Raw genomic sequence first — 22,879 nt, 5'->3', positions numbered from 1 at the left:
TGTGCTCCTGGAGGTGGGTCTGTCGACCGACGTCAGTCGACGGGGGCGGGGGCGACGGTGTGCCCCCGTCGTCGCCACGCCTCGGCCGCCCGCTCGGCGTCGGTGGCGGGCACCAGCACCCACACCGTGGTCGTCGTGGTGACCGTGTGGACCGAGAGGCCCTCCTCGGCCAGCGGGGTCAGCAGCTCGACCAGCACCCCGGCCGAGGGTGCCTCGTCGGCGAGGGCGAACCCGGTCAGGCCGCGGTCACCCGGCACCTTGGTCGGCACCGACCGGCCCGCGCAGACCACCGAGGTCTCGGTGGCCGTGGCGGTGATGGAGAACAGCGAGGACGACTCCGCCCACTCCGGCACGTCGGCGCCGGGCGCGAGCCGCAGGACGGCGATCTTCTCGGGGTAGGTGTGCAGGGTGCTCACGGCGCGACTCCCACGCTCGTCAGGCCCAGGGTCTCCTCGAGACCGAGGGCGAGGTTGAGGCACTGGACGGCGGCGCCGCCGGTGCCCTTGGCCAGGTTGTCGACCGCGCCCACGGCGACGAGCCGGCCGGCGGCCGCGTCGACGGTCACCTGGACGTGCACGGCGTTGGAGCCGAGCACCGACTGGGTCTGCGGCCACTGCCCCTCGGGCAGCACGTGCACGAACGGCTCGTCGGCGTAGGCCTCGACGTACGCCGCGCGGGCCTCCTCGGCGCCGACCTCGCCCCGCAGCGGGGCCGAGCAGGTGGCCAGGATGCCGCGGGACATCGGGACGAGCAGCGGGGTGAAGCTGACCGACAGGCTGCCCGCGGGGCCGGTCGGGGCGAGGGGCGCGAGGTTCTGGGTGATCTCCGGCGTGTGCCGGTGGACCCCGCCCACGCCGTACGCGCTGGCGTTGCCCATGGTCTCGCTGCCCAGCAAGTGCGGCTTGGCCGCCTTGCCGGCGCCGCTGGTGCCGGAGGCGGCGACCACGACGAGCTCGGGCTCGACGAGGCCGGCAGCGAGGGCGGGCGCCAGGGTGAGCGAGCTGACGGTCGGGTAGCAGCCGGGCACGGCGACCCGGCGGGCACCCCGGAGCGCCTCGCGCTGTCGACTGCCGTCGGCGAGGGGGAGCTCGGGCAGGCCGTAGGGCCAGGTGCCGGCGTGCTCGCCGCCGTAGAAGGCGTCCCAGGCGGCGGCGTCGCGGAGCCGGTGGTCGGCGCCGCAGTCGATGACGACCACGTCGTCACCGAGGGCGGCTGCGAGGACCGCCGACTGGCCGTGGGGCAGGGCGAGGACCACGACGTCGTGCCCGGCGAGCGTCTCGACGTCGGTGGCGCCGAGCACCCGGTCGGCCAGCGGCACGAGGTGCGGCTGGAGCGAGCCGAGGGTCTCGCCGGCGTTGCTGCCCGCGGTGAGGGCGCCTATCTCGACCCCCGGGTGGCCGAGCAGCAGCCGGAGCACCTCGCCGCCGGCGTACCCGCTGGCTCCGGCCACGGCCACGCGGACCGCGGGCCCGGTCGTGCCGACAGGGGGTGACGTCGATGTCATGTGCATGACCATACAGGTGTCGGAATCTTCATGCACACCGGGGTCGAAACGCGGTGCGCCCGTCCAGGACCGACCGTAGCGTCGCTCCGGTGCCCCGACCCGACGCCACCACGTACCTGACCGCGATCAGCCGCGAGTCCGCCCGCTTCGCCGCCGCCCTCCGCGAGGCCGACCCCGCGGCGCGGGTGCCCGCGTGCCCCGACTGGGACGCCGCCGACCTGCTCTGGCACCTCACCGAGGTGCAGTGGTTCTGGAGCGAGGTGGTCACCCACCGCCCGGCCGGGCCGCCCGACGACGACCGCCGCCCGACCCGCGCCGACTCCTGGGCGGGGCTGCACGACCAGCACGCCACCCACGCCGACGCCCTCGTCCGCGCCCTCGGGGCCGCCGACCCCGAGGAGCCGGCGTGGTCCTGGGCCGGGCACGTCCCCGACGGGCAGACGGTCGGCTTCACCTTCCGCCGCCAGGCGCACGAGGCCCTGGTGCACCGCCTCGACGCGGAGCAGACCGCCGGGCCGGCGCACGTCACGCCGCTCGACCCGACCCTCGCCGCCGACGGCGTCGCCGAGCTGCTCGAGGTGATGTACGGCGGCGACGCGCCCGCCTGGGGCCGGATCGAGCCGGGTCCGCACCTGGTGCGGGTGGACCTGACCGACGTCGGCACCTCGCTGTGGGCCCGGCCGTGCACGTTCCTGGGCACCGACCCCGAGTCGGGCAGGACCCACGACGGCCCGCACGTGCTGGTGGTCGAGGCACCCGGCGACGGCACCGCCCCGTCGGCGGTGGTCAGCGGCACCGCGGAGCAGGTCGACGTGGCGTGGTGGAAGCGCGGCGGCACCGAGGCCCTCGCCGCCGACGGCGACCCGCAGGCCCACGCGGCGCTGCGGGCCGCACTCGACCCGCCGCTGGACTGACCCCCCGCGACCCCGACCTGGCGGCCAGGGTGTGAGCGGGGCAGGCGGCGGGGAGCGTGGCCCCATGCGCCGACCCACCGCCCTGCTCGCCGTCGCGGGCCTCGTGCTCACGCTCCTGTCCGTCCTGACCGCGACCGCGCCGAGCGCCTCGGCCGTCGTGCGCCGCGACGACCCCGACGACTCCCCCGTCGCCCTCGACACCCGGGTGGTGCGGCTCTTCGCCAGCTTCCGGGGCACCGTCACCACGCAGATGATCGGCAGCCGCTACGCCTACGGCAAGAAGTTCAACGGCATCGAGGTCTACTACGACACCCGGGGCGGACGTGGCGCCGACTACCGCCTGATCTGGGGCTTCAACCGGGACGGCGACCGCTACCAGCAGTTCGGCCTCTACCGGGTGCAGGGCCGGCGGGTCCTCGCCCCCGTCCCCTGCCGGGGCCTGGACGCCAAGGCGCGTCCGCGCAAGCGCACGATCGAGGTCTACGTGCCCCGCGCGTGCCTGTCGATCACGAAGCGACCCGGGGTCTACACCCAGAGCTGGGACTACACCCGCTACCGCGACGGGCGCCCGGTGCGCGGCCGCGTCGACCGCGCGCCCGACCGCGGCTACGTGCGCTGACCCCGCCGTCGACCCGCCGTCGACCCGTGGAGCCACGGCGGGTCGGCGTGAAACCGGCGTGAAGGCGGCGTGAAGGCGCGAGCCACCACGGTGGGCCCGTGACCCAGACCAGCCTCCCCCGCTCCCCCGACCTCGCCGTGGTCGCCCGCGGCCTCGTCAAGACCTTCGGCGGCGCTCGCGCCGTCGACGGCATCGACCTCGACATCCGCCGCGGCGAGGTGTTCGGCGTGCTCGGCCCCAACGGCGCCGGCAAGACCACGACGCTGCGGATGCTCGCCACGCTGCTGCCCATCGACGGCGGCCGGGCCGAGGTGTTCGGCGTCGACGTCGCCACCCGCGGCCACGAGGTGCGCCAGCTCGTCGGCGTCACCGGCCAGTACGCCTCGGTCGACGAGAACCTCACCGGCCGCGAGAACCTGTGGCTCTTCGGGCGCCTCCAGGGCCTCTCGTCCCGCCGCGCCCGGACCACGGCCGCGGAGCTGCTGGAGTCCTTCGGGCTCCACGAGGCCGCGGACCGGCGCATCGCCACGTTCTCCGGCGGGATGCGCCGCCGCCTCGACCTCGCGGCCAGCCTGATCACCCGGCCGCCGCTGATCTTCCTCGACGAGCCCACCACCGGGCTCGACCCGCGCACCCGCGGCCAGATGTGGGACACCATCCGCACACTGGTCGCCGACGGCGCGACTGTGCTGCTCACGACGCAGTACCTCGACGAGGCCGACCAGCTCGCCGACCGCATCGCCGTCATCGACCGCGGCCGCACCGTCGCCGAGGGCACCCCCGACGAGCTCAAGAGCTCCGTCGGCACCTCGACCCTCCAGCTGCGCCTGGCCGACCGCGAGCGCACCGCCGAGGCCGCCGAGGTCGTACGACGCCTCCTCGGCGAGGAGCCCGCCCGCACGCCGGAGGCCGGCGGGTTGCACGTCTCCCTGACCGACGCCGACCGGGCCGGTGACGTGCTCATCGCGCTGCGCGAGGCGCGCCTGTCCGTCGCCTCGGTCAGCGTCGCCAAGCCCACCCTCGACGAGGTGTTCCTGGCCCTCACCGGCCACGGCACCTCCGACTCCAGCCCCGGCACCGACTCGCACCTCGCCCAGGAGGCCTCCTGATGACCACCCTCATCGCCCCCGCCGCCGACCGCGCCGCGGTCGAGCGCGCCCTCGACCCCACCCGCGACCTGCAGCCCCGCGTGCCGCTGCGCGCCGCGGTCTCGCAGACCCTGTCGATGGCCTGGCGCGCCACGAAGAAGATGCGCCGCAACCCCGAGCAGTTCTTCGACGTGACCGCCCAGCCGCTGCTGTTCACGGCGATGTTCGCCTACATCTTCGGCGGCGCGATCTCCGGCGGCGTGACGGCGTACTTGCCCATCGTCATCCCCGGTGTGCTCGCCCAGACCGCCCTCACGGCCTGCATGGCCACCGGCGTGCAGCTGCGCGAGGACATGGACAAGGGCGTCTTCGACCGCTTCCGGTCGCTGCCCGTGGCGCGGATCGCGCCGCTGGCCGGCCCGATGGTCGCCGACCTGCTCCGCTACACCACCGCTGCGGTGCTCACCGTCGCCGTCGGCCTGGCCATGGGCTTCCGCCCCGGCGGCGGCGTGCTCGGCACGCTCGGCGGCATCGTGCTCACCGTCGTCGCCGGCTGGTCGCTGGCCTGGATCTTCACCTGGCTCGGCACCGTGGCCCGCTCGGCCCAGGGCGGGCAGGGCATCTCGATGATGATCATGTTCCCGCTGACCTTCCTGTCCAACGCCTACGTGCCCGTCGACACGCTGCCGGGCTGGCTGAAGGCGTTCGTGCAGGTCAACCCGGTCAGCCACGTCGTCTCCGCCGTGCGTGACCTGATGAACCAGGGCGCGGTCACCGCCCAGGTCGGCTGGGCCCTGCTGGGCTGCGCAGCCGTCGTGGCCGTCTTCGCCCCGCTGGCCCTGCGGTCCTACTCCCGCAAGCTCTAGCCGGTCGCGGCCCCGGACCCGGCCTCGGCCGACACCGCGGCCCGGGCCTCCGCCAGGAGGTCCGGGCCGCTCCGTCCGTCGTACGCCGCCCGGCGGGCCTCCAGCGCGCCCGGCGCGGCGGCCTCCGCCTCGGTCTCCAGCGTGCCGAGGGCCATCGACGGGGTGTGCCGGCTGTAGCCGAACCGCTCGGCGAGCGCGACCAGCTCGACCGCGGCCGCCGGGCGCCCCTCGCGCAGCAGCGCCCAGACCCCGAGGGCGAAGAGCAGGCAGCCGATGGCCGGGTGGTCGACCCGCCCGCGCCCGGGGGCCAGGGCCCGGCGGGCCTGGTCGACGACGTGGGCGTGCAGCTCGACCCCGGACCCGTCGGCGCCGTGCCGGGCGTGGGAGGCCAGCGCGCTGCTCTCGGCGTACAGCGTCCAGGGCTCCAGACCCACCTCGGTGCCGAGTCCCGGGAAGGCCAGGGCCGCCGCGGCGGCCACCGACTGCTCGTAGAGCGCCAGGCCGGTCTCGACGTCGCCGCGGGCCAGGGCCAGCTCGGCCCGGGTCGCGGCGAGCACGAAGCCGCCGCCCCACAGCGCCGACTGCGGTCGGGACGCGGCCTCGTCGACCTGGCGCTGGGCCTCGTCGAGGTCGCCGCGGGCGATGGCGCCCGTGGCCAGGACGGCACGCAGCTGCACGGCGTCGTCGACGGCGAGCAGGTCGTCGAGCACGTCCAGCGCCTGGGCGGCGTGCCGGTCGGCGGCGTCGGGGTCACCGAGCTGGGAGTGCAGTCCGGCGAGCTGGGTGTGGTGCATGGCGTGCGGCCACGGCCCGTCCTCGGGCCGCCACAGGCCCAGGGCCCGCTCGGAGGCGGTGACCGCGGCCGCGAGCTCACCGGAGTTCTCCAGGGCGTGGCTGGACCACCGCAGCGCGAGCCCGGCGACGTGGCGGTCGGGGTGGTCGACGAACCGCCCCAGGTCGAGCCGGTCGCCGCCGAGGAGGCTCGTCCCGTCGGCGGTCAGCACCGCGAGGGCACGCACCTCGGGCTCGGTGGAGGCGGGCCCGCAGGTGGTGAGGACGGCGAGCAGGGCAGGCGGGGTGGGGACGCCGGAGACGGCGGTGTTGACCACGACGGTGGCCGCGGCCCGCGCCGCCGCGTCGGCCAGCGGGCCGGCGGGCGGGGTCCAGCCCGACAGCGCCTCCCCGACGGCCGCGGCGAGGGCGACGACGCGGTCGTGCTCGCCGCGGATCGTCCAGCTCGACGCCAGGGCCGCCACCAGCACCGCGACCGCCGGGGGGTCGGGCTCCGCCAGGGCCTGGCGCAGCACGTCGGCCAGGTTGTTCTCCTCCCCGCCCAGCCCGCGCACGGCCGCGACCTGGTCGGGGCCGTGGAGCCGCAGGCGGGCCTCCTCGGCCCGGGCGACCGCCCAGCGGCGCAGGGCGGAGCGGGCGTCGTCCTCGTCGCCGGCCTCGCGCAGCCGGAGCCGGCCGAGCTCGCGCACGGTCTCGAGCATGCGGTAGCGGACCCCGTCGCCGTCGCCGTCGCCCTCGCCCGCGGCGTCGCGGACCACGAGCAGCGACTGCCCGACGAGCGTCTCGACGGCGCTGAACGCATCGGGCCCGACCACCGCCTCGGCGGCGTCGAGCGCGAAGCCGTCGGCGAGGACCGAGAGACGGCGGAGCGCCGCGCGGTCGGCCTCGCCCAGCAGGTTCCAGGACCAGTCGATGACGGCCAGCAGGGTCTGGTGGCGGTCGGGGCGGCCCCGGTCGGTGCCGCGGAGCAGCGCGAACCGGTCGTCGAGGCGCCGGTCGAGGTCGGCCACCGACATCGCGCGCACCCGCGCCGCGGCCAGCTCCACGGCCAGCGGCAGCCCGTCGAGCCGGGCCACCACGCGTCGTACGACGGCGTCGTCGAGGTGCACCGCGGGGCGGGCCGCGCGGGCGCGCTGGACGAACAGCTCGGCCGCGGCGTCGTCGTCGAGCTGGTCGAGGGCGAAGACCTGCTCGGCGGCGATGGCCAGCGGCGCGCGGGTGGTGGTGAGGACCCGCAGGGTGCGGGTCGTGGCGACGAGCGTGGCCACGAGGTCGGCGACGGCGTCAACGACGTGCTCGCAGTTGTCGAGCACCAGCAGGGTCGGGGCGCGGTCGAGCTGCGCCGCCATCCGGGCCCGCACGTCGGCCCGCTGCTCCGGGGTGAGCACCCGCCGCCCGCTCACGGAGTCGCGGACCCCCAGGGCCGAGCCGACCTCACCGACGACGTCGTCGGGCGAGACGACGCCGACCAGCTCGACGACGTGGACCACGGGCTGCTCGGCCTCGCGGGCCAGCACCTGGGCCAGGCTCGTCTTGCCGAGCCCTCCGGGGCCGAGGATGGAGACCACGCGGCTGCGGCGCAGCAGCGCGCGCAGGGCCCGCAGGTCGTCGGCCCGCCCGACCATCGAGGTGGCGTCGTAGCGCACGCCGGTGCGGACGGGGTTGTCGGCGGCGAGCAGCTCGGCGTGCACGGCCTGCAGGAGCGGACCGTGGTCGACCCCGAGACGGTCGCGCACGGCGGCGCGGTGGCGCTCGTAGCGCTCGAGCGCCACCGGGGCACCGTGGACCGCCGCCTCGCTGCGCAGCAGCGCGGCCAGCGTCGTCTCGTCGGGGTCGGGGACCGCGAGCAGGTGGACCAGGGCGTCGTCGTGGTCGCCCAGGGCCGCGAGCGCGCGGCCGAGCACGGCGCCCGCGCGCTCGGCGCGACCGGTGGCGGCGGCACGCAGGGCGGCCAGGGGCTCGACGCCGCCGGGCACGACCGGCACCGCCAGGGCCTCGCGGGCCCGGTCGCGGGCGGTCGCGGTGTCGCCTGTCCCCTCGGCCCGCTCGGCGGCGGCGAGGGCCGTCGCCTGTCCCGCGACGTCGGTGGTGGCCGGACCGAGCCGGTAGCCGCCGTCGGTGCGCTGGACGACGTCGGGCGCGGTCTGGGCGCGGGTGCGGCTGACCACCACCTGCAGCGCCTTGCCCGGATGGGCCGGAGCGGGGCCGTCGCCCCACAGGGCCTGGACCAGCGTGGTCTCGGGCACCGGGCGGCCGCCCGCCGCGGCGAGGGTGGCGAGCAGAGCCAGGGTCCGGTCGCCGGTGACCGGCCGGTCGCCGTAGGTGACGTCGTCGAGCAGCCGGAGCCCCACGACGCCGGTCACCTCAGCGCTGGACGGCGCCGCAGCGCTCGGCGGCCACGGCGACTGCGGCGTCGCGTGCGGCGCCGGTCTCCTGCTCGGTCAGGGTGCGGTCGGGCGCCCGGAAGCGCAGCGCGAAGGCCAGTGACCGGCTGCCGGCTCCGACCTGCTCACCGGTGTAGACGTCGAAGAGGCGGATCGACTCCAGCAGCTCGCCCGCGCCGTCGCGCAGGGCGGCCTCGACCTCGGCCGTCGTGGTGCCGGCGTCGACCACCAGGGCGACGTCCTCCTTCGCCAGCGGGAAGGAGGAGAAGACGGGCGCCGGTGCCGTGGCGGGCACCGCGGCCAGCAGCGCGTCGAGGTCGAGCTCGAGCGCGGCGCTGCGCTCGGGCAGGCCGGTCGCCCGGCAGGCCCGCGGGTGCAGCTCGCCGGCGTGCCCGACGACGCGCCCCGCCGGGCCGGCGAGCACGAACGCCGCGCACCGGCCGGGGTGCCAAGGGGCGCGCACGTCGGAGCGCACCTCGAGGGGCACGCCGAGCTCGTCGGCCAGCCGGTGCACGAGCGCGACGGCGTCGGACCACGCGGCCGCCCGGGCCGGGCCCCACCAGCCGGGCCGCTCCTGCTCGCCGGCCAGCACCGCACCGAGGTGGAGCGGCTGGCGTGGCACGGCCGTGAGCAGCGCCGTCAGCTCCTCCGGGGTCGGTCGACGGTCGACGCCGTAGATGGGCGCCGGCCCGGCGTCGGCGGGGAAGGCGACGGTGCCGGTCTCGAACAGCGCGACGCCCGGGGCGCCGCGGCCGAGGTTGCGGGCGGCGGCCTTGACCAGGCCCGGCAGGAGCGTCGTGGCGTAGCCCGGCTCCTCGGAGCTGATCGGGTTGGCCAGGCGCACGGTCCGGCGGCGCTCGTCGTCGGCCGGGAGCCCGAGCTGGTCGAAGGTCGCGTCGCCGACGAACGGGAAGCTGACCACCTCGACGCACCCGGCCCCGGCCAGGGTCCGTCCGACCCGGCGTCGCAGCTGCTGGTCACGGGTCAGGCCGCGGCCCGCGTCCGGGGTCGGCAGCACCGAGGGGACCGTCTCGTAGCCGACGACCCGCGCCACCTCCTCGACCAGGTCGTGGGGGTCGGTCACGTCGGGCCGCCAGGACGGCGGGGTCACCACGAGGGTGCCGTCGCCGCGGTCGTCGACGGTGCAGCCGACGGCCTCGAGATGGGCCACCGTCGTGGCGTGGTCGACGTCCATGCCGCTGATGCGCGCAGCGAGGTCGGCCGCCGCGGTGATGGGGGCCCGGTCGGGCACGGACCCGGCGACGGTCACGCCGCCGGCCGACCCGCCGCCGTACGTCGTCAGGAGCTCGACGACCCGGTCGGCCGCGGCCTCGGTGATGGCCGGGTCGACGCCGCGCTCGTTGCGCTTGCCGGCCTCGGAGCTGATGCGGTGGCGCTTGCCGGTGCGGAACATCGACGTCGGGTCCCAGTGGGCCGACTCGACGAGCACCCGCGTCGTGGCGGCCGAGATCTCGGTGGCCTCGCCACCCATGACGCCGCCGAGGCCGACGGGCCCGGACTCGTCGACGACGACGAGGTCCTGCTCGGACAGCGTCCGCTCGGTGCCGTCGAGGGTGGTCAGCCGCTCCCCCGCCCGCGCCCGGCGTACGCCGACCGGCCCGGTGAGCGTGTCGGCGTCGTAGGCGTGGATCGGGCGGCCGAGCTCGAACATGACGTAGTTGGTCACGTCGACGGCGAGCGAGATGGAGCGCTGGCCGACCTGGGTGAGCCGGCGGACCATCCAGTCGGGCGTCGGCGCGGCCGGGTCGAAGCCCTCGACGAGGCGGGCCACGAACAGCGGGCAGCCGTCGGTGTCGTGCAGCTCGACCGGGTGGCCGTCGTCGGTGGGCGCCGGGACGTCGCGGTCGGCCGGGTCGCGGAAGGTCGCGCCCTCGGCGGCGTAGGCCAGGGCGGCCTCGCGGGCCACGCCACGCACGCTCAGGGCGTAGGCGCGGTCGGGGTTGATCTCGAACTCGATGACGTCGTCGTGCAGGCCGAGCACGTCGAAGGCGTCGTCGCCGGGCGCGCCGGCGTCGGGCGGCAGCACGATGATGCCGTCGTGGTCGCCGGACAGGCCCAGCTCGGCGGCCGAGCAGATCATCCCGGCCGAGACGTGGCCGTAGGTCTTGCGGGCGCTGATGGCGAAGTCGCCCGGCAGCACCGCGCCGGGCAGCACGACCACGACGAGGTCACCCACGTCGAAGTTGTGGGCGCCGCAGACGATGCCCTGGGGCTCGCCGGTGCCGTTGGCGGCGCCGACGTCGACCGCACACCAGTTGATGGTCTTGCCGTTCTTCTGCGGCTCGGGCTCGCGGGAGAGCACCTTGCCGACGACGAGCGGGCCGGTGATCTGGTCGCCGGGGCTCTCGACGGCCTCGAGCTTGAGGCCGAGGGCGGTCAGCCGGGCGGCGAGCTGCTCGGTCGTGGTGCCGGCCGGGAGGTCGACGTGCTCGGTGATCCAGGAGACGGGGGCCTTCATGTCTAGAGCTCCGTTCCGAAGGCGGTGGTGAAGCGGACGTCGCCCTCGAAGAGCTCGCGCATGTCCTCGATGCCGTGGCGGAACATCAGCGTGCGGTCGATGCCCATGCCGAAGGCGAAGCCGCTGTAGCGCTCGCTGTCGACGCCGCAGGCGGTGAGCACCCGCGGGTTGACCACGCCGCAGCCGCCCCACTCGATCCAGCCCTCGCCGCGGCACGTGCGGCAGGTCTCGACCCCGTCGGCGGTCGTGACGACCTGCGCGCCGCGGCACACGAAGCAGACCAGGTCGACCTCGGCGGACGGCTCGGTGAAGGGGAAGAACGACGGGCGGAAGCGGGTGCTGATGCCCTCGCCGAACATGGCCGCGGCGAAGTGGTCGAGCGTGCCCTTGAGGTGGGCCATCGAGATGCCCTCGTCGATGGCCAGCCCCTCGACCTGGTGGAAGACCGGCGAGTGCGTGGCGTCGTACTCGTCGGTGCGGAAGACGCGGCCGGGGCACACGACGTAGATCGGGGGCGTGCGGGTGAGCATGGTGCGCGCCTGCACGGGCGAGGTGTGGGTGCGCAGCACCAGGCCGTGGTCCTCCGGGTCGGTCCAGAAGGTGTCCTGCATGGTGCGCGCCGGGTGGTCGGGCCCGAGGTTGAGCGCGTCGAAGTTGAGCCACTCGGCCTCGATGACCGGGCCCTCGGCGACCTCCCAGCCCATGGCCACGAAGATGTCGGCGATGTGCTCGGCGCCGGTGGTCAGCGGGTGGCGGGCACCGCGGGGCAGCCGGTCGGTGGGGAGGGTGACGTCGACGGTCTCCTCGACCAGCATCCGCTCCTCGTGCTCGGCCTCGAGCACGACCTGCCGCTCGGCGAGCGCCTTGCCCACGGCCCCGCGGGCCTGGCCGACGCGCTGGCCGGCCTCCTTGCGGGCCTGCGGCGGGAGGGCGCCGATCTCGCGGTTGGCCAGGGCCAGCGGCGAGCGGTCGCCGGTGTGGGCGGTCCGGACCTGCTTGAGGTCGGCCAGGTCGGCGGCCTGCGCGATCGCGGCGAGCGCGGCGTCGCGCGCGGCCTCGACCTCCTCGGGCTTCAAGGCGTCGACCTCCACGGGGTCGTAGTCGGTGTTGGGTCCGGACACGAGGGCGAGTCTAGGAACGGGCCGCCGTGGCCCGCGAACCGGTTGTCCGCGACGTACGCTGGCCCATGCGCTTCCTCGTCCAGCTGGTCCGCTTCGGCTGGGCCGAGGCGCAGTCGTGCCTCTTCGCGGCGGTGCTGTTCGCCGGGCTGCTGGTGGCCTACGTCGTGCCGCTGCCGATCGCCCGGTACGACGCCCTGCTGGTCTGGTGCGTCGCGCTGACGCTCGCCTTCTGGGCGCTGGGGCTGGAGACGTGGCGCGAGGTGCTGGTGGTGGTGGCCTTCCACCTGCTCGGCCTGGGCCTGGAGCTGTTCAAGGTGCACGTCGGGTCGTGGTCCTACCCCGAGGACGCGGTGACGAAGGTCGCCGGCGTGCCGTTGTTCGCCGGGTTCATGTACGCCGCGGTGGGTTCCTACGTCTGCCAGGCCTGGCGCCGCCTGTCGCTGCGGGTCTCGGGGTTCGACGCCTGGCCGATGACCGTGGTCGCGGTGGCCGTCTACGCCAACTTCTTCACCCACCACTGGACCGTCGACCTGCGGGTGCCGATCGCGGTCGTCGGGCTCCTGGTGCTGCGCCGGGCGTGGGTGCACTTCAGCGTCGGCCACGCCCGCTACCGGATGCCGCTGGCCGTCTCGTTCGTGCTGATCGGGCTCTTCTTGTGGGTGGCGGAGAACCTGGCCACCTTCCTCGGCGCGTGGAAGTACCCCGGCCAGCTGGAGGTGTGGGAGGTCGTGCACACCTCCAAGATCGGCTCCTGGGCGCTGCTGGTGACGATGAGCTTCGTGCTCGTCGCGGCGGTCAAGCGCTGGGAGGGCGTCCTGTACGCCGCCGGCCCGGGCTCCTCACGGCCGCGCGGGTTCGCCGGCGTGCCGCTCGATGACGGCTCGAGCCGCGCCGAGCAGGTCGGCCCGCAGGTCGGCCGGTGAGAGCACCTCGACGTCGCCGCCGAAGGTGAGCACGAGGCCGAGGGCCTGCCGCCGGGCGCGGACGGTCAGCCGGAGCCGGGGACGGTCGTCGTCCGCCGGGACGTCGAGGGTCTCGACGGTGGTGCCGGCGGTGGCCTGGGAGGCGGCGAGCCGCCGGAAGATCGCGAGGGCAGCCGGGGCGACGGCGACGTCGAGCGTCACCTGCTCGCCGACCTCGAGCACACGCCGGGTGTCCTCCCACTCCCGGGCCAGGTCGAGGTGGGCGGGCCGCTGCGCCGGCTCGTCCAGCACCACGGCGTCGACCACGCGCGAGACGCGGTAGGTGCGGCGGCGGCCGCGGTGGGCGGCCAGGAAGTACCAGCGGCCGGCGTTCTCGACCAGGCCGTAGGGGTCGACCGTGCGGGTCGTCGGGTCGGCGTCCCCCGCGCCGGCGTACCGCATCCGGACGCGGCGGCCGGACGCCGAGGCCTCGCGGAGCAGCGGGAGCACCGGGACGTCGTCGACCGCGGCGAACCAGCGGCGCCGGTCGACCACCAGCACCGACGCCAGCGCGTCGGCCTGGTCCATCGCGCCGGTGGGCACGGTGGCGGCGAGCTTGGCCAGCGCGTTGCCGAGCTCGGGGCCGAGACCGAGCTCGGCCGTGGCGTCGCGGCTGCCCCAGAGGAACAGGGCCTGCGCCTCGCCGGTGGTCAGGCCGCTGACGTCGGTGCGGTAGCCCTCGACGAGCCCGCAGCCGCCTCCCCGGCCGCGCTGGGCAAAGACCGGCACCCCCGCGGCCGACAGCGCGTCCATGTCGCGCAGGACGGTGCGCTCGCTGACCTCGAGCATCGTGGCCAGCCGCGCTGCGGGCAGGGTGCCGTGGCGCTGGAGCAGGTGCAGGAGGCGGAGCAGGCGGTCGGCGCGCACGTCGTCATCCTCCCAGCAGAACCTGACAGTGCGTGTCTGGTTTGGTCGACATCCTGGACGACATGACCCAGCAGACACCGCCCCTGACCGACCCGCGACCCGCCCTGCTCGCCGCCGCGGCCCAGCTCACGCCGTACGTCGAGGGCGTCGGCGAGACCGACCTCGACCGACCCACGCCGTGCGACGGCTGGGTGGTGCGTGACCTGCTCGCCCACCTGCTCGCCGTCGCCGACCGGGTGCCGCACGTGCTCGGGGGCGGCCACCCGTCCGAGGTGCCGTCGATGGTGGGCGGGCTCGACGACGCCGCCGGTCTCGTGGCCGGCTGGACCGACCGGCAGCCGGCTCTCGCCGCGGCGCTGGCCGACGACGACCTGCTCGGCCGGACGGTCCACCACCCGGCCGGCGACATGCCCGCCGCGGCCGCCATCGGGACCTACGTGAGCGAGCTCCTCGTGCACGCCTGGGACCTCGCCGCCGCCCTGGGCGACACCTCCGGGCTCGACGACCGGCAGGCCGAGGCCTGCCTGCCCGCGATCGTGCGCGCCCTGCCCGCGGAGATCCGCGGCGAGGAGTGGGTGCCGTTCGGCGAGGTCGTGCCCGTGGCCGACGACGCCCGTGCCACCGACCGGCTCGTCGCCTGGGTCGGCCGCGACCCCGGGTGGCGCGCCGGCTGAGCGGCGGCCCTGGCGGGGAGGGGTCGGTCAGACGACGAGCTCCTCGGGGACGCCGGGCCAGGTCACCGAGAGCACCGCGCCGCCACCGGGGGCGTCGTCGATGCTGACGACGCCGCCGTGAGCGCGGACGAGGCCGTTGACGATGTAGAGCCCGAGGCCGGAGCCGCCGGACACCCCGCCCGTCCAGAACTTGGTGAACACGCGCCGCCGCAGCTCGGGCTTGATGCCCTCGCCCTGGTCGCTGACCGTGACCCGGAGGCCGTCGGGGGCGTCGGGGTGCGGCTCGGGCTCGGCGAGCACGGTGACCAGGCCGTCGCCGTGGCGCACCGCGTTCTCGACGAGGTTGGTGACGACCTGGGTGAACTTGTCGGGGTCGACCATGACGTCGGGCAGGGCGCCCGCGACGGCCAGGTCGATCTCGCGCGCCGTCGCGGCGCGCACCGACTCCACGACCCGTTCGACCAGCACGCCTCCGTCGGAGGGCCGGGGGTAGAGCTGCAGACGACCGGTGTCGATGCGGGCGACGTCGAGCAGCTCGGCGATCAGCCGGCTGAGCCGGTCGGAGTCGGCGGCGACCGTCTCGAGCATCAGCTTCTTCTGCTCGTCGTTGAGCTTGTCCCAGCGGTTGAGCAGCGCCTGCACGAAGCCCTTGACGCCGGTCAGCGGCGAGCGCAGCTCGTGGGCCACGGTGGCGACCAGGTCGGAGCGCTCGCGGTCGAGGCGGGCCCGGCCATGGCCCCACCGGATGGTGACCACGACCTGCGTCACCGGGCCGAGCCGCTCGGCCCGGTGCAGGGCAGCCGTCACGAGCACCTCGACGCCCCCGGGGGTCAGCCACGGCTGCTCGGGCACGCCGGTGCGGGTGCGGAGCCCGGCGTACGGCGTGTTGCAGGCGGTCCAGGCCTGCGCGTCCTGGTCCTGCAGCCGCAGGACCTCCGCGAGCGGGCGCCCGACGTCGTCGGACCCGACGCGTCCGAGCATGCGAGCGGCGACCGTCGAGACCAGCGTGACCCTGCCGTCGGCGTCGGCGACGACGACGCCGTCGGGCAGCACGTCGGCCAGGTCCTGCGCGCTCGACTGGGGCACGTGGACCACACTACGGCGCGTGGACCTCGTGACCGGTGGTGCCGACCCCGCCCTGGACCAGCGCCTCAGCGACGAGCTCGACGCCTGGAACGCCGCCGCCACACCAGGGGTCGAGCCGGCCCGGGAGCTGACGGTGCGGGCGGGCACGGGTGACGCGGGTGACGCGGGTGACGACCTGGCCGGAGGGGTGAGCGGCTGGACCTGGGGCGAGGCAGCCGGGATCGCCATGACCTGGGTGCGGGAGGGCGACCGGGGCACCGGGCTCGGTGCGCGGCTGCTCGCGGCCTTCGAGGACGAGGCCCGGGCGCGCGGGTGCACGCACGTGTTCGTCACCTCGTTCACGTTCCAGGCGCCCGCGTTCTACGAGCGCGCCGGCTACCGCGAGATCCTCCGGTGGGAGGGCGTGCCCTCCGCCGGCGCCGCCGACGTGCACCTCCGCAAGGACCTCTGAGGGCGCCCACCGGGGATCGAGCGGATCAGTCGCCGAGCTCGCGGTCGACCTCCTCGAGGAGGACCGGGAGGGCCGCGAACACGGCGTCCGCCCCCGCGACGTCGGTCGGGACGGTGATCGAGGCCGTGACGCCGTCGCGCACCCAGGTGACCACGGTGGCGTCCTCGTTGCCGAAGCCGACGTAGTGCTCCTCGTCGAGGCCCTCCGCCTCGCCCTCGACGACCCGGCGCCCCTCGCCGGTCCCGACCTCGACGAGCGCGGCCCGGTCGAGGTCGGTGGTCCCGACGGTGACCCCGGCCGAGCGGCCGGCCGGGTCGCGCAGCGTGCAGCTCGCCCGCTCGGCGTCCTCGGGGCCGGCCACGAAGCCGGCGCGCGCCTCCGGGTCGTCGATGCCGACCGCCGCCCCGACGGCGTCGACCCCGGCGTCGTCGAGGACCAGGCACGAGGTCCGGACCCCGCGTTGGAAGTCCTCGGCCCGGTCGAGGCCCTCGTCGTCGTACGCCGCCGCGGCCCGCTCGCCGAGGCCCGCCCGGACGGCGTCGGTGTCGACGTCGACGGACCCGCTGCAGCCGGCGGCCGCGAGGACCAGGACGAGGAGGCCGGGGACCAGGCGGGGGGCGGGGCTCACCCGGGGACGATGACCGCCTAGGAGCGGTGCAAACGCGCCGACTCGTAGAGGCACAGCGCCGCGGCGGTGGCGAGGTTGAGGCTCTCGGCGCGGCCGTGGATCGGGATGCGGACCCGGTGGTCGGCGCGCGCGGCGAGCTCGGCGGGCAGTCCGTGGGCCTCGTTGCCGAACAGCCACGCGGTCGGACGGGCGAGCAGGTCGCCGGCATGGTGCAGGTCGACCTCGCCGTCGGCGGCGGTGGCCAGGACGGTGAGGCCGGCCGCCCGCAGGGCGTCGACCGCAGCGGCCGGGTCGGGCTCGACGGCCACCGGCAGGTGGAAGGCGCTGCCGACGCTGGCCCGCAGGGTCTTGGGGTTGTAGAGGTCGACCGAGTCCCCGGCCAGCACCACGGCGTCGGCGCCTGCGGCGTCGGCGGTGCGCACGACCGTGCCGGCGTTGCCGGGGTCGCGGACCTCCGCGCAGACCGCGACCAGCCGCGGCGAGCCGTCGAGCAGGTGGGCGAGCGGCCGGTCGACGTACCGGCACAGGGCGACGACACCGGCTGGGGTGACCGAGTCGCTCAGCAAGGCGAGCGCACGGTCCTCGACGAGGGTGACCGGGACGCCGTCGGGCACCGCGGGCACGAGGCCGACGGCGGCGGGGGTGGTGAAGACCTCGACCACGCAGCCCGCGACGCCGAGCGCCCCGGCGACGGCCTTCGGGCCGTCAGCGAGGAAGAGCCGCCGCTCGGTCCGGACCGAGCGGCGGCTCACCTTGCGGATGTCCTTCAGCCGGGCGTTGCCGGCCGAGAGCGGGACGACGCTCAGGCCGAGACCTCGGCGCGCGGGGCGTTGACGTCCTCGGGCAGGGCGGCCTTGGCCGCGGCGACCAGGGCGCTGAAGGCGGCCGGGTCGTTGACGGCGAGGTCGGCGAGGATCTTGCGGTCGACCTCGACGCCGGCCAGGTTGAGGCCCTGGATGAAGCGGTTGTAGGTCAGGCCCTCGGCGCGCGCGGCGGCGTTGATGCGCTGGATCCACAGGCGCCGGAAGTTGCCCTTGTTCTTCTTGCGGTCGTTGTAGCTGTAGACCAGCGAGTGGGTGACCTGCTCCTTGGCCTTGCGGTACAGGCGAGAGCGCTGGCCGCGGTAGCCCGCGGCCCGGTCGAGGGTGGTCTTGCGCTTCTTGTGGGCGTTCACTGCGCGCTTGACGCGTGCCATGGTCGTACTCCTAGGTGCTCGGGATGCTCGGGGCGGTGCGGGTGGTGCTGGCGGTGACGCGTGGAGGCGTCAGATGCCGAGCATCTTCTTGGCGCGCTTGACGTCGGCCTTGGCGATCTCGGTGTGGCCGGCGTTGCGACGGTGCTTCTTGCGGCTGCCCGTGGTCGGGGCGGAGGCGAACGCAGCGCCCGACTTGCGGCCGGCCTTCAGCCGCATGATCTTGCCGGAGCCGGTGACCTTCAGGCGCTTGCTGGCGCCGGAGTGCGGCCTGTTCTTGGGCATCGTGTGTCTCCTCGGGTGGGTGGTGCTGGTGCGCACCGTGCAGCGGGCTGCGGTGGACCGGGTACGGCGGCGGCCGCCCCGGCGGGGTCTCAGGCCTCGATCTCGGGGTCGAGGTTCTCGGAGCGGCCGCGCTCCTTCTTCTGCGCCACGGGGCCGGCGGCGTGCGCGGCGTCGCGCTCGGCCTGCTCCTCGGCCTTGTTGGCCGCACGCTCGGCCTCCCTCTCGGCCTTCTGCGCGGCGTGGTCGGCCTTGGCCTCGGCCTTCTTCTTGTGCGGGCCGAGGACCATGATCATGTTGCGGCCGTCCTGCTTGGGCGAGGACTCCACGAAGCCGAGCTCGGTGACGTCCTCGGCCAGGCGCTGCAGCAGCCGGAAGCCCAGCTCGGGGCGGTGCTGCTCGCGCCCGCGGAACATGATGGTGATCTTGACCTTGTCGCCGGCCTTGAGGAAGCGGACGACGTGGCCCTTCTTCGTCTCGTAGTCGTGCGCGTCGATCTTGGGACGAAGCTTCATCTCCTTGATGATCACGTTCGTCTGGTTGCGGCGCGCCTCGCGGGCCTTCTGGGCGTTCTCGTACTTGAACTTCCCGTAGTCCATGAGCTTGCACACGGGCGGACGGGCCATCGGGGCGATCTCGACCAGGTCGAGGTCGGCCTCCTGGGCAAGGCGCAGCGCGTCGGCGGTGGGCACGATGCCGACGGTCTCGCCGCTGGGGCCAACGAGCCGGACTTCCGCCACGCGGATCCGGTCGTTGATGCGGAGCTCGGTGCTGATGGGTCCTCCAGTGGATCGGGGTCGTGGTCGGCGACGCCCCCCAAAAGCACGAGAGGCCTCCGCCGGTGACACAAGCGGAAGCCAGTCAGGACCACCTCACCTCGCGGTCGCGCCACGTGCACGCGAACCCCGGGCCGGAGCCTTCGGACCGGACCCGACGACCTGTGCTCCCGTGGTGGCGAACGACGGTCGGTGCGGGTGGGAGGCGATCGAGCCTGGCCTCCGCTTGTGGATCTGCGGGCACACGGGTGTGCGCCCACTGATCGGTCAACACCACACAGTAGGGCACGCATTCCCCCCTGCCCAATCCACGCGGCCCTCGTCCGACCGGCCGGGGCACGGCTAGGACGGGGTCGGCTCCACCCAGCCGTGGTCGTCGCCGATCCGCACCAGCCGCCACCCGGCGGCGAGCGCGCGCAGGTGGTCGCCCTCGACGACGAGCGAGGCCGGACCGGCCAGGTCGACCAGGAGCGCGTCGGCGCCGTCCTGCACCGCGGCCAGTGCGGCGGTGCGGGCCGGGACCGGCACGGGGCGGGCCGCGGGGTCCCAGGCCGCCATGGTCGTCGTCGCGGTGAACGCCAGCAGCCCGCGTCGGCCGCCCGGGCCCTGCACGAGCACCGCGGCCATGTCGCTCGACTTCTCGCGGGCCAGGCCCTGCTCGTCGACCTCGACCTCGTCGGCGACCGCGACGACCGGCACGAGCAGCCGGGCGTCCTGGAGCGCGCCGAGCGCCTGCGGCAGGAGCATCCGGTCGGCGGCGTGGGCCGTCAGCGCGGCGGTCAGGGCCGCATCAGCGCTCCCGTCGTCGTCGGGGTACGCCGGCGCGAGCAGGTCACGGTCGGGCACACCCCGATCCTCCCAGTGCCTGCCGGGTGGGCCGCGGCCCGGGGTGTGGGTTGGGGCGTGCGTGGGAGGCTGACGGGCATGGACGACGCGAGCTACGGCGTGCTGGCCATCGCCCTCACGATCCTGGCCGGCATCGGCACCTGGGTCGCCTACCAGCGACGCGGGCTCGGCGCCGGGCTCAAGGGCGCGGGCATCACCCTGCTCCCGATCGCGGCCTGGCTGACCGAGACGCTGCGGATGCTGGCCCGGGTCGGTGACGCGGTCGGCGACTGGGCCACCCGCCTGGTGCTCAGCCCCGCGGTGTGGGCGGGCATCGTCGTCGCGGGCGTCGCGGTCGTGCTGTACGGCGCCGGGCGGGTCGTCTCCGCCCGCGGCGGCGACACGCCTCCCGAGCGCCGCGCCCGCCGCCCCCGCCGTGGGCGCGAGGAGCTCCCGGCGGCCACCTCCCCCGGGCCGCAGCCGCCCGCCGGGCGCGGCACGCCCGCGGTGGCCGACGACGACCTCGCCGACATCGAGGCCATCCTGCGCAAGCGGGGCATCAGCTGACCGACACGGTGGGGCGCGTGCGAGCCCTGCTCGACGAGCGGCCCGCCACGCTGGCCGGCGCGCGCCTGCTGTGCGTCGACGGTCCCGGCGGGTCGGGCAAGACCACGCTGGCCGCGGGTGTCGCGGCGGCCACGGGCGCACCGGTCGTCCACATGGACGACCTGTACGACGGGTGGGCCGGCCTCGAGGGCGTCGACGGCCAGCTCGGCACGCTGCTCCGCCCGCTCGCCCAGGGACGCCCCGGCGCCTACCGCCGCTACGACTGGCACGCCCATGCGTTCGCGGAGACCGTGGCGCTCCCCCACCCCGGGCCCGGCGGCCTGGTCGTGGTGGAAGGCGTCGGGTCGGGCTCGCCGGAGGTGGCCGACCTGGTGACCGTCCTGGTGTGGGTCGAGGCGCCCCGCGAGGTGCGGCTGCGGCGCGGGCTGGCCCGCGACGGCGAGGACCTGCGGGCGGAGTGGGTGGCCTGGCAGGCTCGCGAGGACGCCCACCACGCCCGCCACCGCACCCGCGCCCGGGCCGACCTCGTCGTGGACGGGACGGCCTGAGCGCCTGTCCCCCGGTGCCGCCGACCGGTGGCAGGGTGGTGCCATGCTGCCTCCCAGTGGTGACCAGTTCCGCATCTCCGCGGGCGGGTACGACGCCGTCGTGACCGAGAGCGGGGCGGCGCTGCGCACCCTCGCCCACGCCGGCCGCCCGCTGCTCGACGGGTTCGCCGAGGACGAGATGTCCGCGGGCGGGCGCGGCCAGCTGCTGGTGCCGTGGCCCAACCGGGTGCGCGACGGGCAGTACGCCTTCCGCGGCCGTGACCTGCAGCTCCCCCTCACCGAGCCGAAGCGGCACCACGCCTCCCACGGCCTGGCCCGGTGGGTCGCCTGGACGGTCGAGGAGCACACCAGCGGCTCGGTGTCGCTGCAGTACCGCCTGATGGCGCAGACCGGCTACCCGTGGACCCTCGACCTGCACGTGCTCTACGACCTGTCCGCCGACGGCCTGACCGTCACCCAGACCGCCACCAACGTCTCGGCCGAGCCGGCGCCGTACGCCTCGGGCGCCCACCCCTACCTCACCGTCGGGCCCGGGCCGGTCGACGACTGGGAGCTGACGCTGCCCGCGGCGACCCGGTCGGTCGTCGACGACGTGCTCATCCCGGTCGGGCGCGAGCCGGTCGACGGCACGGTGTACGACTTCCGGGTGGCGCGGCCGCTGGGAGACCTCGAGCTCAACACCGGGTTCACCGACCTCGAGCGCGACGCGGCCGGCGTGGCCACGACCGTGCTGCGTGACCGGGCCACCGGCCGCGCGGTCTCGTTGTGGGTCGACGGCGGGGTCCGCTGGCTGCTGCTCTACACCGCTGACGACGTGCCGGCCACGGCCCGCCGGTCGCTGGCGGTGGAGCCGATGACCGCCAACGCCGACGCGTTCCGCAGCGGTGAGGACCTGCTCGTCCTCGCGCCCGCCGGGGAGCCCGGCGACGAGGTGTCAGTCTCGTGGGGTGTGCGCGTCGTCGACGATGGCGCGTAGCTCGCGGACCGCGGTCGTGGCCCGCGACCCGTCGGAGCCCTGGATGCCCATGACCGAGGCGGTCTCGCCGTTGGCCAGGTCGAGGGTCACCCACGGCGCGCCCGGCGGCAGCCGGACGGCGACGATCTCGGCGTACTCGTACTCCCGACGGCGGTAGCCGTTGACGACGGTCAGGCCGTCGGGCCGGGCCGTGGCCCGCGACCGGACGAGGGCGTAGAGGCAGGCGAAGCCGCCGAGGAAGGCGGCGATGACGATGCCGCGCTGCAGCCCGGTGACCGAGTCGCGCACGTCCTGGTCGAGCTGCAGCCAGAGCACGGTCATGATCGCCACCAGCGAGCCGCCCCCGAAGATCCCCGCGATGCGGGGGCCGAGCGGGCGCCAGGTGCGCGGGAGGTCGAGGCCGTGCGCGGGCGCGTTCACAGCCGGCAGGCGTGGATGTCGGTGAGCAGGATGCCGCGAGCACCGACGTCGAAGAGCTGGTCCATCAGCCGCTGCGAACCCGCCCGGGGCACCATCGCGCGGACCGCGACCCAGCCCTCGCGGCCCAGCGGCGCGATGGTCGGTCCCTCGATGCCGGGGGTCAGCGCCGTGGCGGCGTCGAGGTGCTCGCGCGCGACGTCGTAGTCCATCATCACGTAGCTGCGGGCCACGAGGACGCCCTCGAGCCGCCGCTTGAAGATCTCGTAGGACGCCGGCAGGTCGGCCCCGGCCCGGGTGACGAGCACGGCCTCCGACTGCAGCAGCGGCTCGCCGAACGTCGCCAGCCCCGCCTGGCGCAGGGTCGCACCGGTCTCCACGACATCAGCGATGGCGTCGGCCACGCCGAGCTGGATGCTGGTCTCGACCGCGCCGTCGAGCCGGGTCACGGTGGCGTCGACGCCCCGCTCCTCCAGGAACGCCCGCACCACGCCGACGTACGACGTGGCGATGCGCAGCCCGGCGAGGTCGGCGACCTCGGTGAACCGCCCCGCCGGACCGGCGAAGCGGAACGTGCTGCGCCCGAACCCGAGCGTCAGCACCTCCTCGGCCTTGGCGCCGGAGTCGCGCAGCAGGTCGCGGCCGGTGATGCCGACGTCGAGGGTGCCCTCGCCGACGTAGAGCGCGATGTCGCGGGGGCGGAGGTAGAAGAACTCGACGTCGTTGTCGACGTCCATCACCGTCAGCGACTTGGAGTCGTCGCGCTGGCGGTAGCCGGACTCGCGCAGCATGTCGCTGGCCGACTGCGACAGCGAGCCCTTGTTGGGCAGGGCGATCCTGAGGGTCATCGGTCTCTCGTCG

Annotated in this window: 25 protein-coding genes; 10 read left to right on the top strand and 15 right to left on the bottom strand. The window is 75.5% G+C overall.

Features of this window, described 5'->3' with window-relative positions:
• Window positions 1-32 precede the first annotated feature (32 nt).
• Complete coding sequence (locus FJQ57_RS08155; protein ID WP_170219322.1) at window positions 33-416, bottom strand: ACT domain-containing protein; 384 nt, start codon at window positions 414-416, stop codon at window positions 33-35.
• On the bottom strand, window positions 413-1,510 hold the full coding sequence (gene argC, locus FJQ57_RS08150) for an N-acetyl-gamma-glutamyl-phosphate reductase (RefSeq protein ID WP_425465415.1): 1,098 nt from the start codon (window positions 1,508-1,510) through the stop codon (window positions 413-415). The genes FJQ57_RS08155 and argC overlap by 4 nt, the downstream gene beginning before the upstream one ends.
• Before the next feature lie 83 nt (window positions 1,511-1,593).
• On the opposite strand from argC, the gene FJQ57_RS08145 reads away from it, so the two are divergent.
• The 4 genes from FJQ57_RS08145 to FJQ57_RS08130 all read left to right on the top strand — a co-directional run bounded on the left by FJQ57_RS08145 (window position 1,594) and on the right by FJQ57_RS08130 (window position 4,991).
• A complete protein-coding gene (locus FJQ57_RS08145; protein WP_139978813.1) occupies window positions 1,594-2,418 on the top strand; it encodes a maleylpyruvate isomerase N-terminal domain-containing protein in 825 nt (274 codons plus the stop codon).
• Window positions 2,419-2,482: 64 nt separating this feature from the next.
• Complete coding sequence (locus tag FJQ57_RS22355; RefSeq protein ID WP_170219321.1) at window positions 2,483-3,037, top strand: hypothetical protein; 555 nt, start codon at window positions 2,483-2,485, stop codon at window positions 3,035-3,037.
• Window positions 3,038-3,135: 98 nt separating this feature from the next.
• Window positions 3,136-4,146: an ATP-binding cassette domain-containing protein gene (locus FJQ57_RS08135; RefSeq protein ID WP_139978811.1), complete on the top strand. Its 1,011-nt coding sequence runs from the start codon at window positions 3,136-3,138 to the stop codon at window positions 4,144-4,146.
• Window positions 4,146-4,991 carry an ABC transporter permease gene (locus FJQ57_RS08130; protein ID WP_139978809.1) on the top strand — a complete coding sequence of 282 codons (846 nt, stop codon included), beginning with the start codon at window positions 4,146-4,148 and terminating at the stop codon, window positions 4,989-4,991. Before FJQ57_RS08135 ends, FJQ57_RS08130 begins: the two co-directional genes overlap by 1 nt.
• On the opposite strand, the gene FJQ57_RS08125 is transcribed toward FJQ57_RS08130, so the two are convergent.
• From FJQ57_RS08125 to pheS, 3 genes are read right to left on the bottom strand one after another with little or no spacing between them, the layout of a single operon-like run.
• Window positions 4,988-8,146 (bottom strand): ATP-binding protein, encoded by a 3,159-nt coding sequence (locus FJQ57_RS08125; protein ID WP_211348770.1) that lies wholly within the window; start codon window positions 8,144-8,146, stop codon window positions 4,988-4,990. The genes FJQ57_RS08130 and FJQ57_RS08125 overlap by 4 nt on opposite strands.
• A 1-nt stretch (window position 8,147) precedes the next feature.
• Complete coding sequence (gene pheT / locus FJQ57_RS08120; protein ID WP_139978808.1) at window positions 8,148-10,646, bottom strand: phenylalanine--tRNA ligase subunit beta; 2,499 nt, start codon at window positions 10,644-10,646, stop codon at window positions 8,148-8,150.
• Window positions 10,647-10,648: 2 nt separating this feature from the next.
• Window positions 10,649-11,767, bottom strand: a complete 1,119-nt coding sequence (gene pheS, locus FJQ57_RS08115) for a phenylalanine--tRNA ligase subunit alpha (protein WP_139978806.1) — start codon at window positions 11,765-11,767, stop codon at window positions 10,649-10,651.
• A gap of 65 nt (window positions 11,768-11,832) precedes the next feature.
• On the opposite strand from pheS, the gene FJQ57_RS08110 reads away from it, so the two are divergent.
• Complete coding sequence (locus tag FJQ57_RS08110) at window positions 11,833-12,690, top strand: DUF817 domain-containing protein (protein WP_139978804.1); 858 nt, start codon at window positions 11,833-11,835, stop codon at window positions 12,688-12,690.
• Here the strand turns inward: FJQ57_RS08110 and FJQ57_RS08105 are convergent.
• On the bottom strand, window positions 12,607-13,596 hold the full coding sequence (locus FJQ57_RS08105) for a helix-turn-helix transcriptional regulator (RefSeq protein WP_139978802.1): 990 nt from the start codon (window positions 13,594-13,596) through the stop codon (window positions 12,607-12,609). The two genes, FJQ57_RS08110 and FJQ57_RS08105, sit on opposite strands and share 84 nt — an antisense overlap.
• Before the next feature lie 62 nt (window positions 13,597-13,658).
• Between FJQ57_RS08105 and FJQ57_RS08100 the strand changes: the two genes are divergently transcribed.
• The gene (locus FJQ57_RS08100; RefSeq protein WP_139978800.1) at window positions 13,659-14,270 is read left to right on the top strand and encodes a TIGR03086 family metal-binding protein; all 612 of its coding nucleotides are present in this window, start codon (window positions 13,659-13,661) and stop codon (window positions 14,268-14,270) included.
• A 27-nt stretch (window positions 14,271-14,297) separates the two neighbouring features.
• On the opposite strand, the gene FJQ57_RS08095 is transcribed toward FJQ57_RS08100, so the two are convergent.
• A complete protein-coding gene (locus FJQ57_RS08095) occupies window positions 14,298-15,356 on the bottom strand; it encodes a sensor histidine kinase (RefSeq protein WP_246081656.1) in 1,059 nt (352 codons plus the stop codon).
• 19 nt (window positions 15,357-15,375) lie between these two features.
• On the opposite strand from FJQ57_RS08095, the gene FJQ57_RS23250 reads away from it, so the two are divergent.
• Window positions 15,376-15,807 carry a GNAT family N-acetyltransferase gene (locus tag FJQ57_RS23250; protein ID WP_246081655.1) on the top strand — a complete coding sequence of 144 codons (432 nt, stop codon included), beginning with the start codon at window positions 15,376-15,378 and terminating at the stop codon, window positions 15,805-15,807.
• Window positions 15,808-15,832: 25 nt separating this feature from the next.
• Here FJQ57_RS23250 and FJQ57_RS08085 read toward each other — a convergent pair whose 3' ends face one another.
• The 6 genes from FJQ57_RS08085 to FJQ57_RS08060 form a co-directional block, all read right to left on the bottom strand.
• Window positions 15,833-16,435 carry a hypothetical protein gene (locus FJQ57_RS08085; protein WP_139978796.1) on the bottom strand — a complete coding sequence of 201 codons (603 nt, stop codon included), beginning with the start codon at window positions 16,433-16,435 and terminating at the stop codon, window positions 15,833-15,835.
• A 17-nt stretch (window positions 16,436-16,452) separates the two neighbouring features.
• A complete protein-coding gene (locus FJQ57_RS08080) occupies window positions 16,453-17,205 on the bottom strand; it encodes a TrmH family RNA methyltransferase (protein ID WP_425465419.1) in 753 nt (250 codons plus the stop codon).
• Between the two features lie 32 nt (window positions 17,206-17,237).
• Window positions 17,238-17,630, bottom strand: a complete 393-nt coding sequence (gene rplT, locus FJQ57_RS08075) for a 50S ribosomal protein L20 (protein ID WP_139978794.1) — start codon at window positions 17,628-17,630, stop codon at window positions 17,238-17,240.
• A 69-nt stretch (window positions 17,631-17,699) separates the two neighbouring features.
• Complete coding sequence (locus FJQ57_RS08070; RefSeq protein WP_139978792.1) at window positions 17,700-17,912, bottom strand: large ribosomal subunit protein bL35; 213 nt, start codon at window positions 17,910-17,912, stop codon at window positions 17,700-17,702.
• Between the two features lie 89 nt (window positions 17,913-18,001).
• The gene (infC, locus tag FJQ57_RS08065; RefSeq protein ID WP_139978790.1) at window positions 18,002-18,757 is read right to left on the bottom strand and encodes a translation initiation factor IF-3; all 756 of its coding nucleotides are present in this window, start codon (window positions 18,755-18,757) and stop codon (window positions 18,002-18,004) included.
• Between the two features lie 270 nt (window positions 18,758-19,027).
• Complete coding sequence (locus FJQ57_RS08060; RefSeq protein ID WP_246081653.1) at window positions 19,028-19,531, bottom strand: SseB family protein; 504 nt, start codon at window positions 19,529-19,531, stop codon at window positions 19,028-19,030.
• 78 nt (window positions 19,532-19,609) lie between these two features.
• On the opposite strand from FJQ57_RS08060, the gene FJQ57_RS08055 reads away from it, so the two are divergent.
• Genes FJQ57_RS08055 through FJQ57_RS08045 form a run of 3 tightly spaced genes read left to right on the top strand, consistent with a single transcriptional unit; the run spans window position 19,610 to window position 21,601 of the window.
• On the top strand, window positions 19,610-20,077 hold the full coding sequence (locus FJQ57_RS08055; RefSeq protein WP_139978788.1) for a cellulose synthase: 468 nt from the start codon (window positions 19,610-19,612) through the stop codon (window positions 20,075-20,077).
• A gap of 17 nt (window positions 20,078-20,094) precedes the next feature.
• Window positions 20,095-20,625 carry a nucleoside/nucleotide kinase family protein gene (locus FJQ57_RS08050; protein ID WP_139978786.1) on the top strand — a complete coding sequence of 177 codons (531 nt, stop codon included), beginning with the start codon at window positions 20,095-20,097 and terminating at the stop codon, window positions 20,623-20,625.
• A gap of 43 nt (window positions 20,626-20,668) precedes the next feature.
• Window positions 20,669-21,601 (top strand): aldose 1-epimerase family protein, encoded by a 933-nt coding sequence (locus FJQ57_RS08045; RefSeq protein ID WP_139978785.1) that lies wholly within the window; start codon window positions 20,669-20,671, stop codon window positions 21,599-21,601.
• Here FJQ57_RS08045 and FJQ57_RS08040 read toward each other — a convergent pair.
• Window positions 21,560-22,021 (bottom strand): PH domain-containing protein, encoded by a 462-nt coding sequence (locus FJQ57_RS08040; RefSeq protein WP_246081652.1) that lies wholly within the window; start codon window positions 22,019-22,021, stop codon window positions 21,560-21,562. The two genes, FJQ57_RS08045 and FJQ57_RS08040, sit on opposite strands and share 42 nt — an antisense overlap.
• Window positions 22,018-22,866 (bottom strand): ATP phosphoribosyltransferase, encoded by an 849-nt coding sequence (gene hisG / locus FJQ57_RS08035; protein WP_139978783.1) that lies wholly within the window; start codon window positions 22,864-22,866, stop codon window positions 22,018-22,020. The genes FJQ57_RS08040 and hisG overlap by 4 nt, the downstream gene beginning before the upstream one ends.
• Between the last annotated feature and the right edge of the window lie 13 nt (window positions 22,867-22,879).

Origin of the sequence: Nocardioides litoris (assembly GCF_006346315.1) — a bacterium.
Lineage (GTDB): Bacteria > Actinomycetota > Actinomycetes > Propionibacteriales > Nocardioidaceae > Nocardioides > Nocardioides litoris.
Note: the sequence above shows the minus strand (reverse complement) of the source record. Positions and strands in the feature narration are given on the sequence as shown.

Bases quoted from the DNA above. Each gene is read 5' to 3' on its own strand.
- rplT (WP_139978794.1), bottom strand. From the start codon at position 17,630: ATGGCACGCGTCAAGCGCGCAGTGAACGCCCACAAGAAGCGCAAGACC.
- FJQ57_RS22355 (WP_170219321.1), top strand. From the start codon at position 2,483: ATGCGCCGACCCACCGCCCTGCTCGCCGTCGCGGGCCTCGTGCTCACG.
- FJQ57_RS08045 (WP_139978785.1), top strand. From the start codon at position 20,669: ATGCTGCCTCCCAGTGGTGACCAGTTCCGCATCTCCGCGGGCGGGTAC.
- FJQ57_RS08110 (WP_139978804.1), top strand. From the start codon at position 11,833: ATGCGCTTCCTCGTCCAGCTGGTCCGCTTCGGCTGGGCCGAGGCGCAG.
- hisG (WP_139978783.1), bottom strand. From the start codon at position 22,866: ATGACCCTCAGGATCGCCCTGCCCAACAAGGGCTCGCTGTCGCAGTCG.
- argC (WP_425465415.1), bottom strand. From the start codon at position 1,510: ATGCACATGACATCGACGTCACCCCCTGTCGGCACGACCGGGCCCGCG.
- FJQ57_RS08070 (WP_139978792.1), bottom strand. From the start codon at position 17,912: ATGCCCAAGAACAGGCCGCACTCCGGCGCCAGCAAGCGCCTGAAGGTC.
- pheT (WP_139978808.1), bottom strand. From the start codon at position 10,646: ATGAAGGCCCCCGTCTCCTGGATCACCGAGCACGTCGACCTCCCGGCC.
- FJQ57_RS08130 (WP_139978809.1), top strand. From the start codon at position 4,146: ATGACCACCCTCATCGCCCCCGCCGCCGACCGCGCCGCGGTCGAGCGC.
- FJQ57_RS08100 (WP_139978800.1), top strand. From the start codon at position 13,659: ATGACCCAGCAGACACCGCCCCTGACCGACCCGCGACCCGCCCTGCTC.
- FJQ57_RS08055 (WP_139978788.1), top strand. From the start codon at position 19,610: ATGGACGACGCGAGCTACGGCGTGCTGGCCATCGCCCTCACGATCCTG.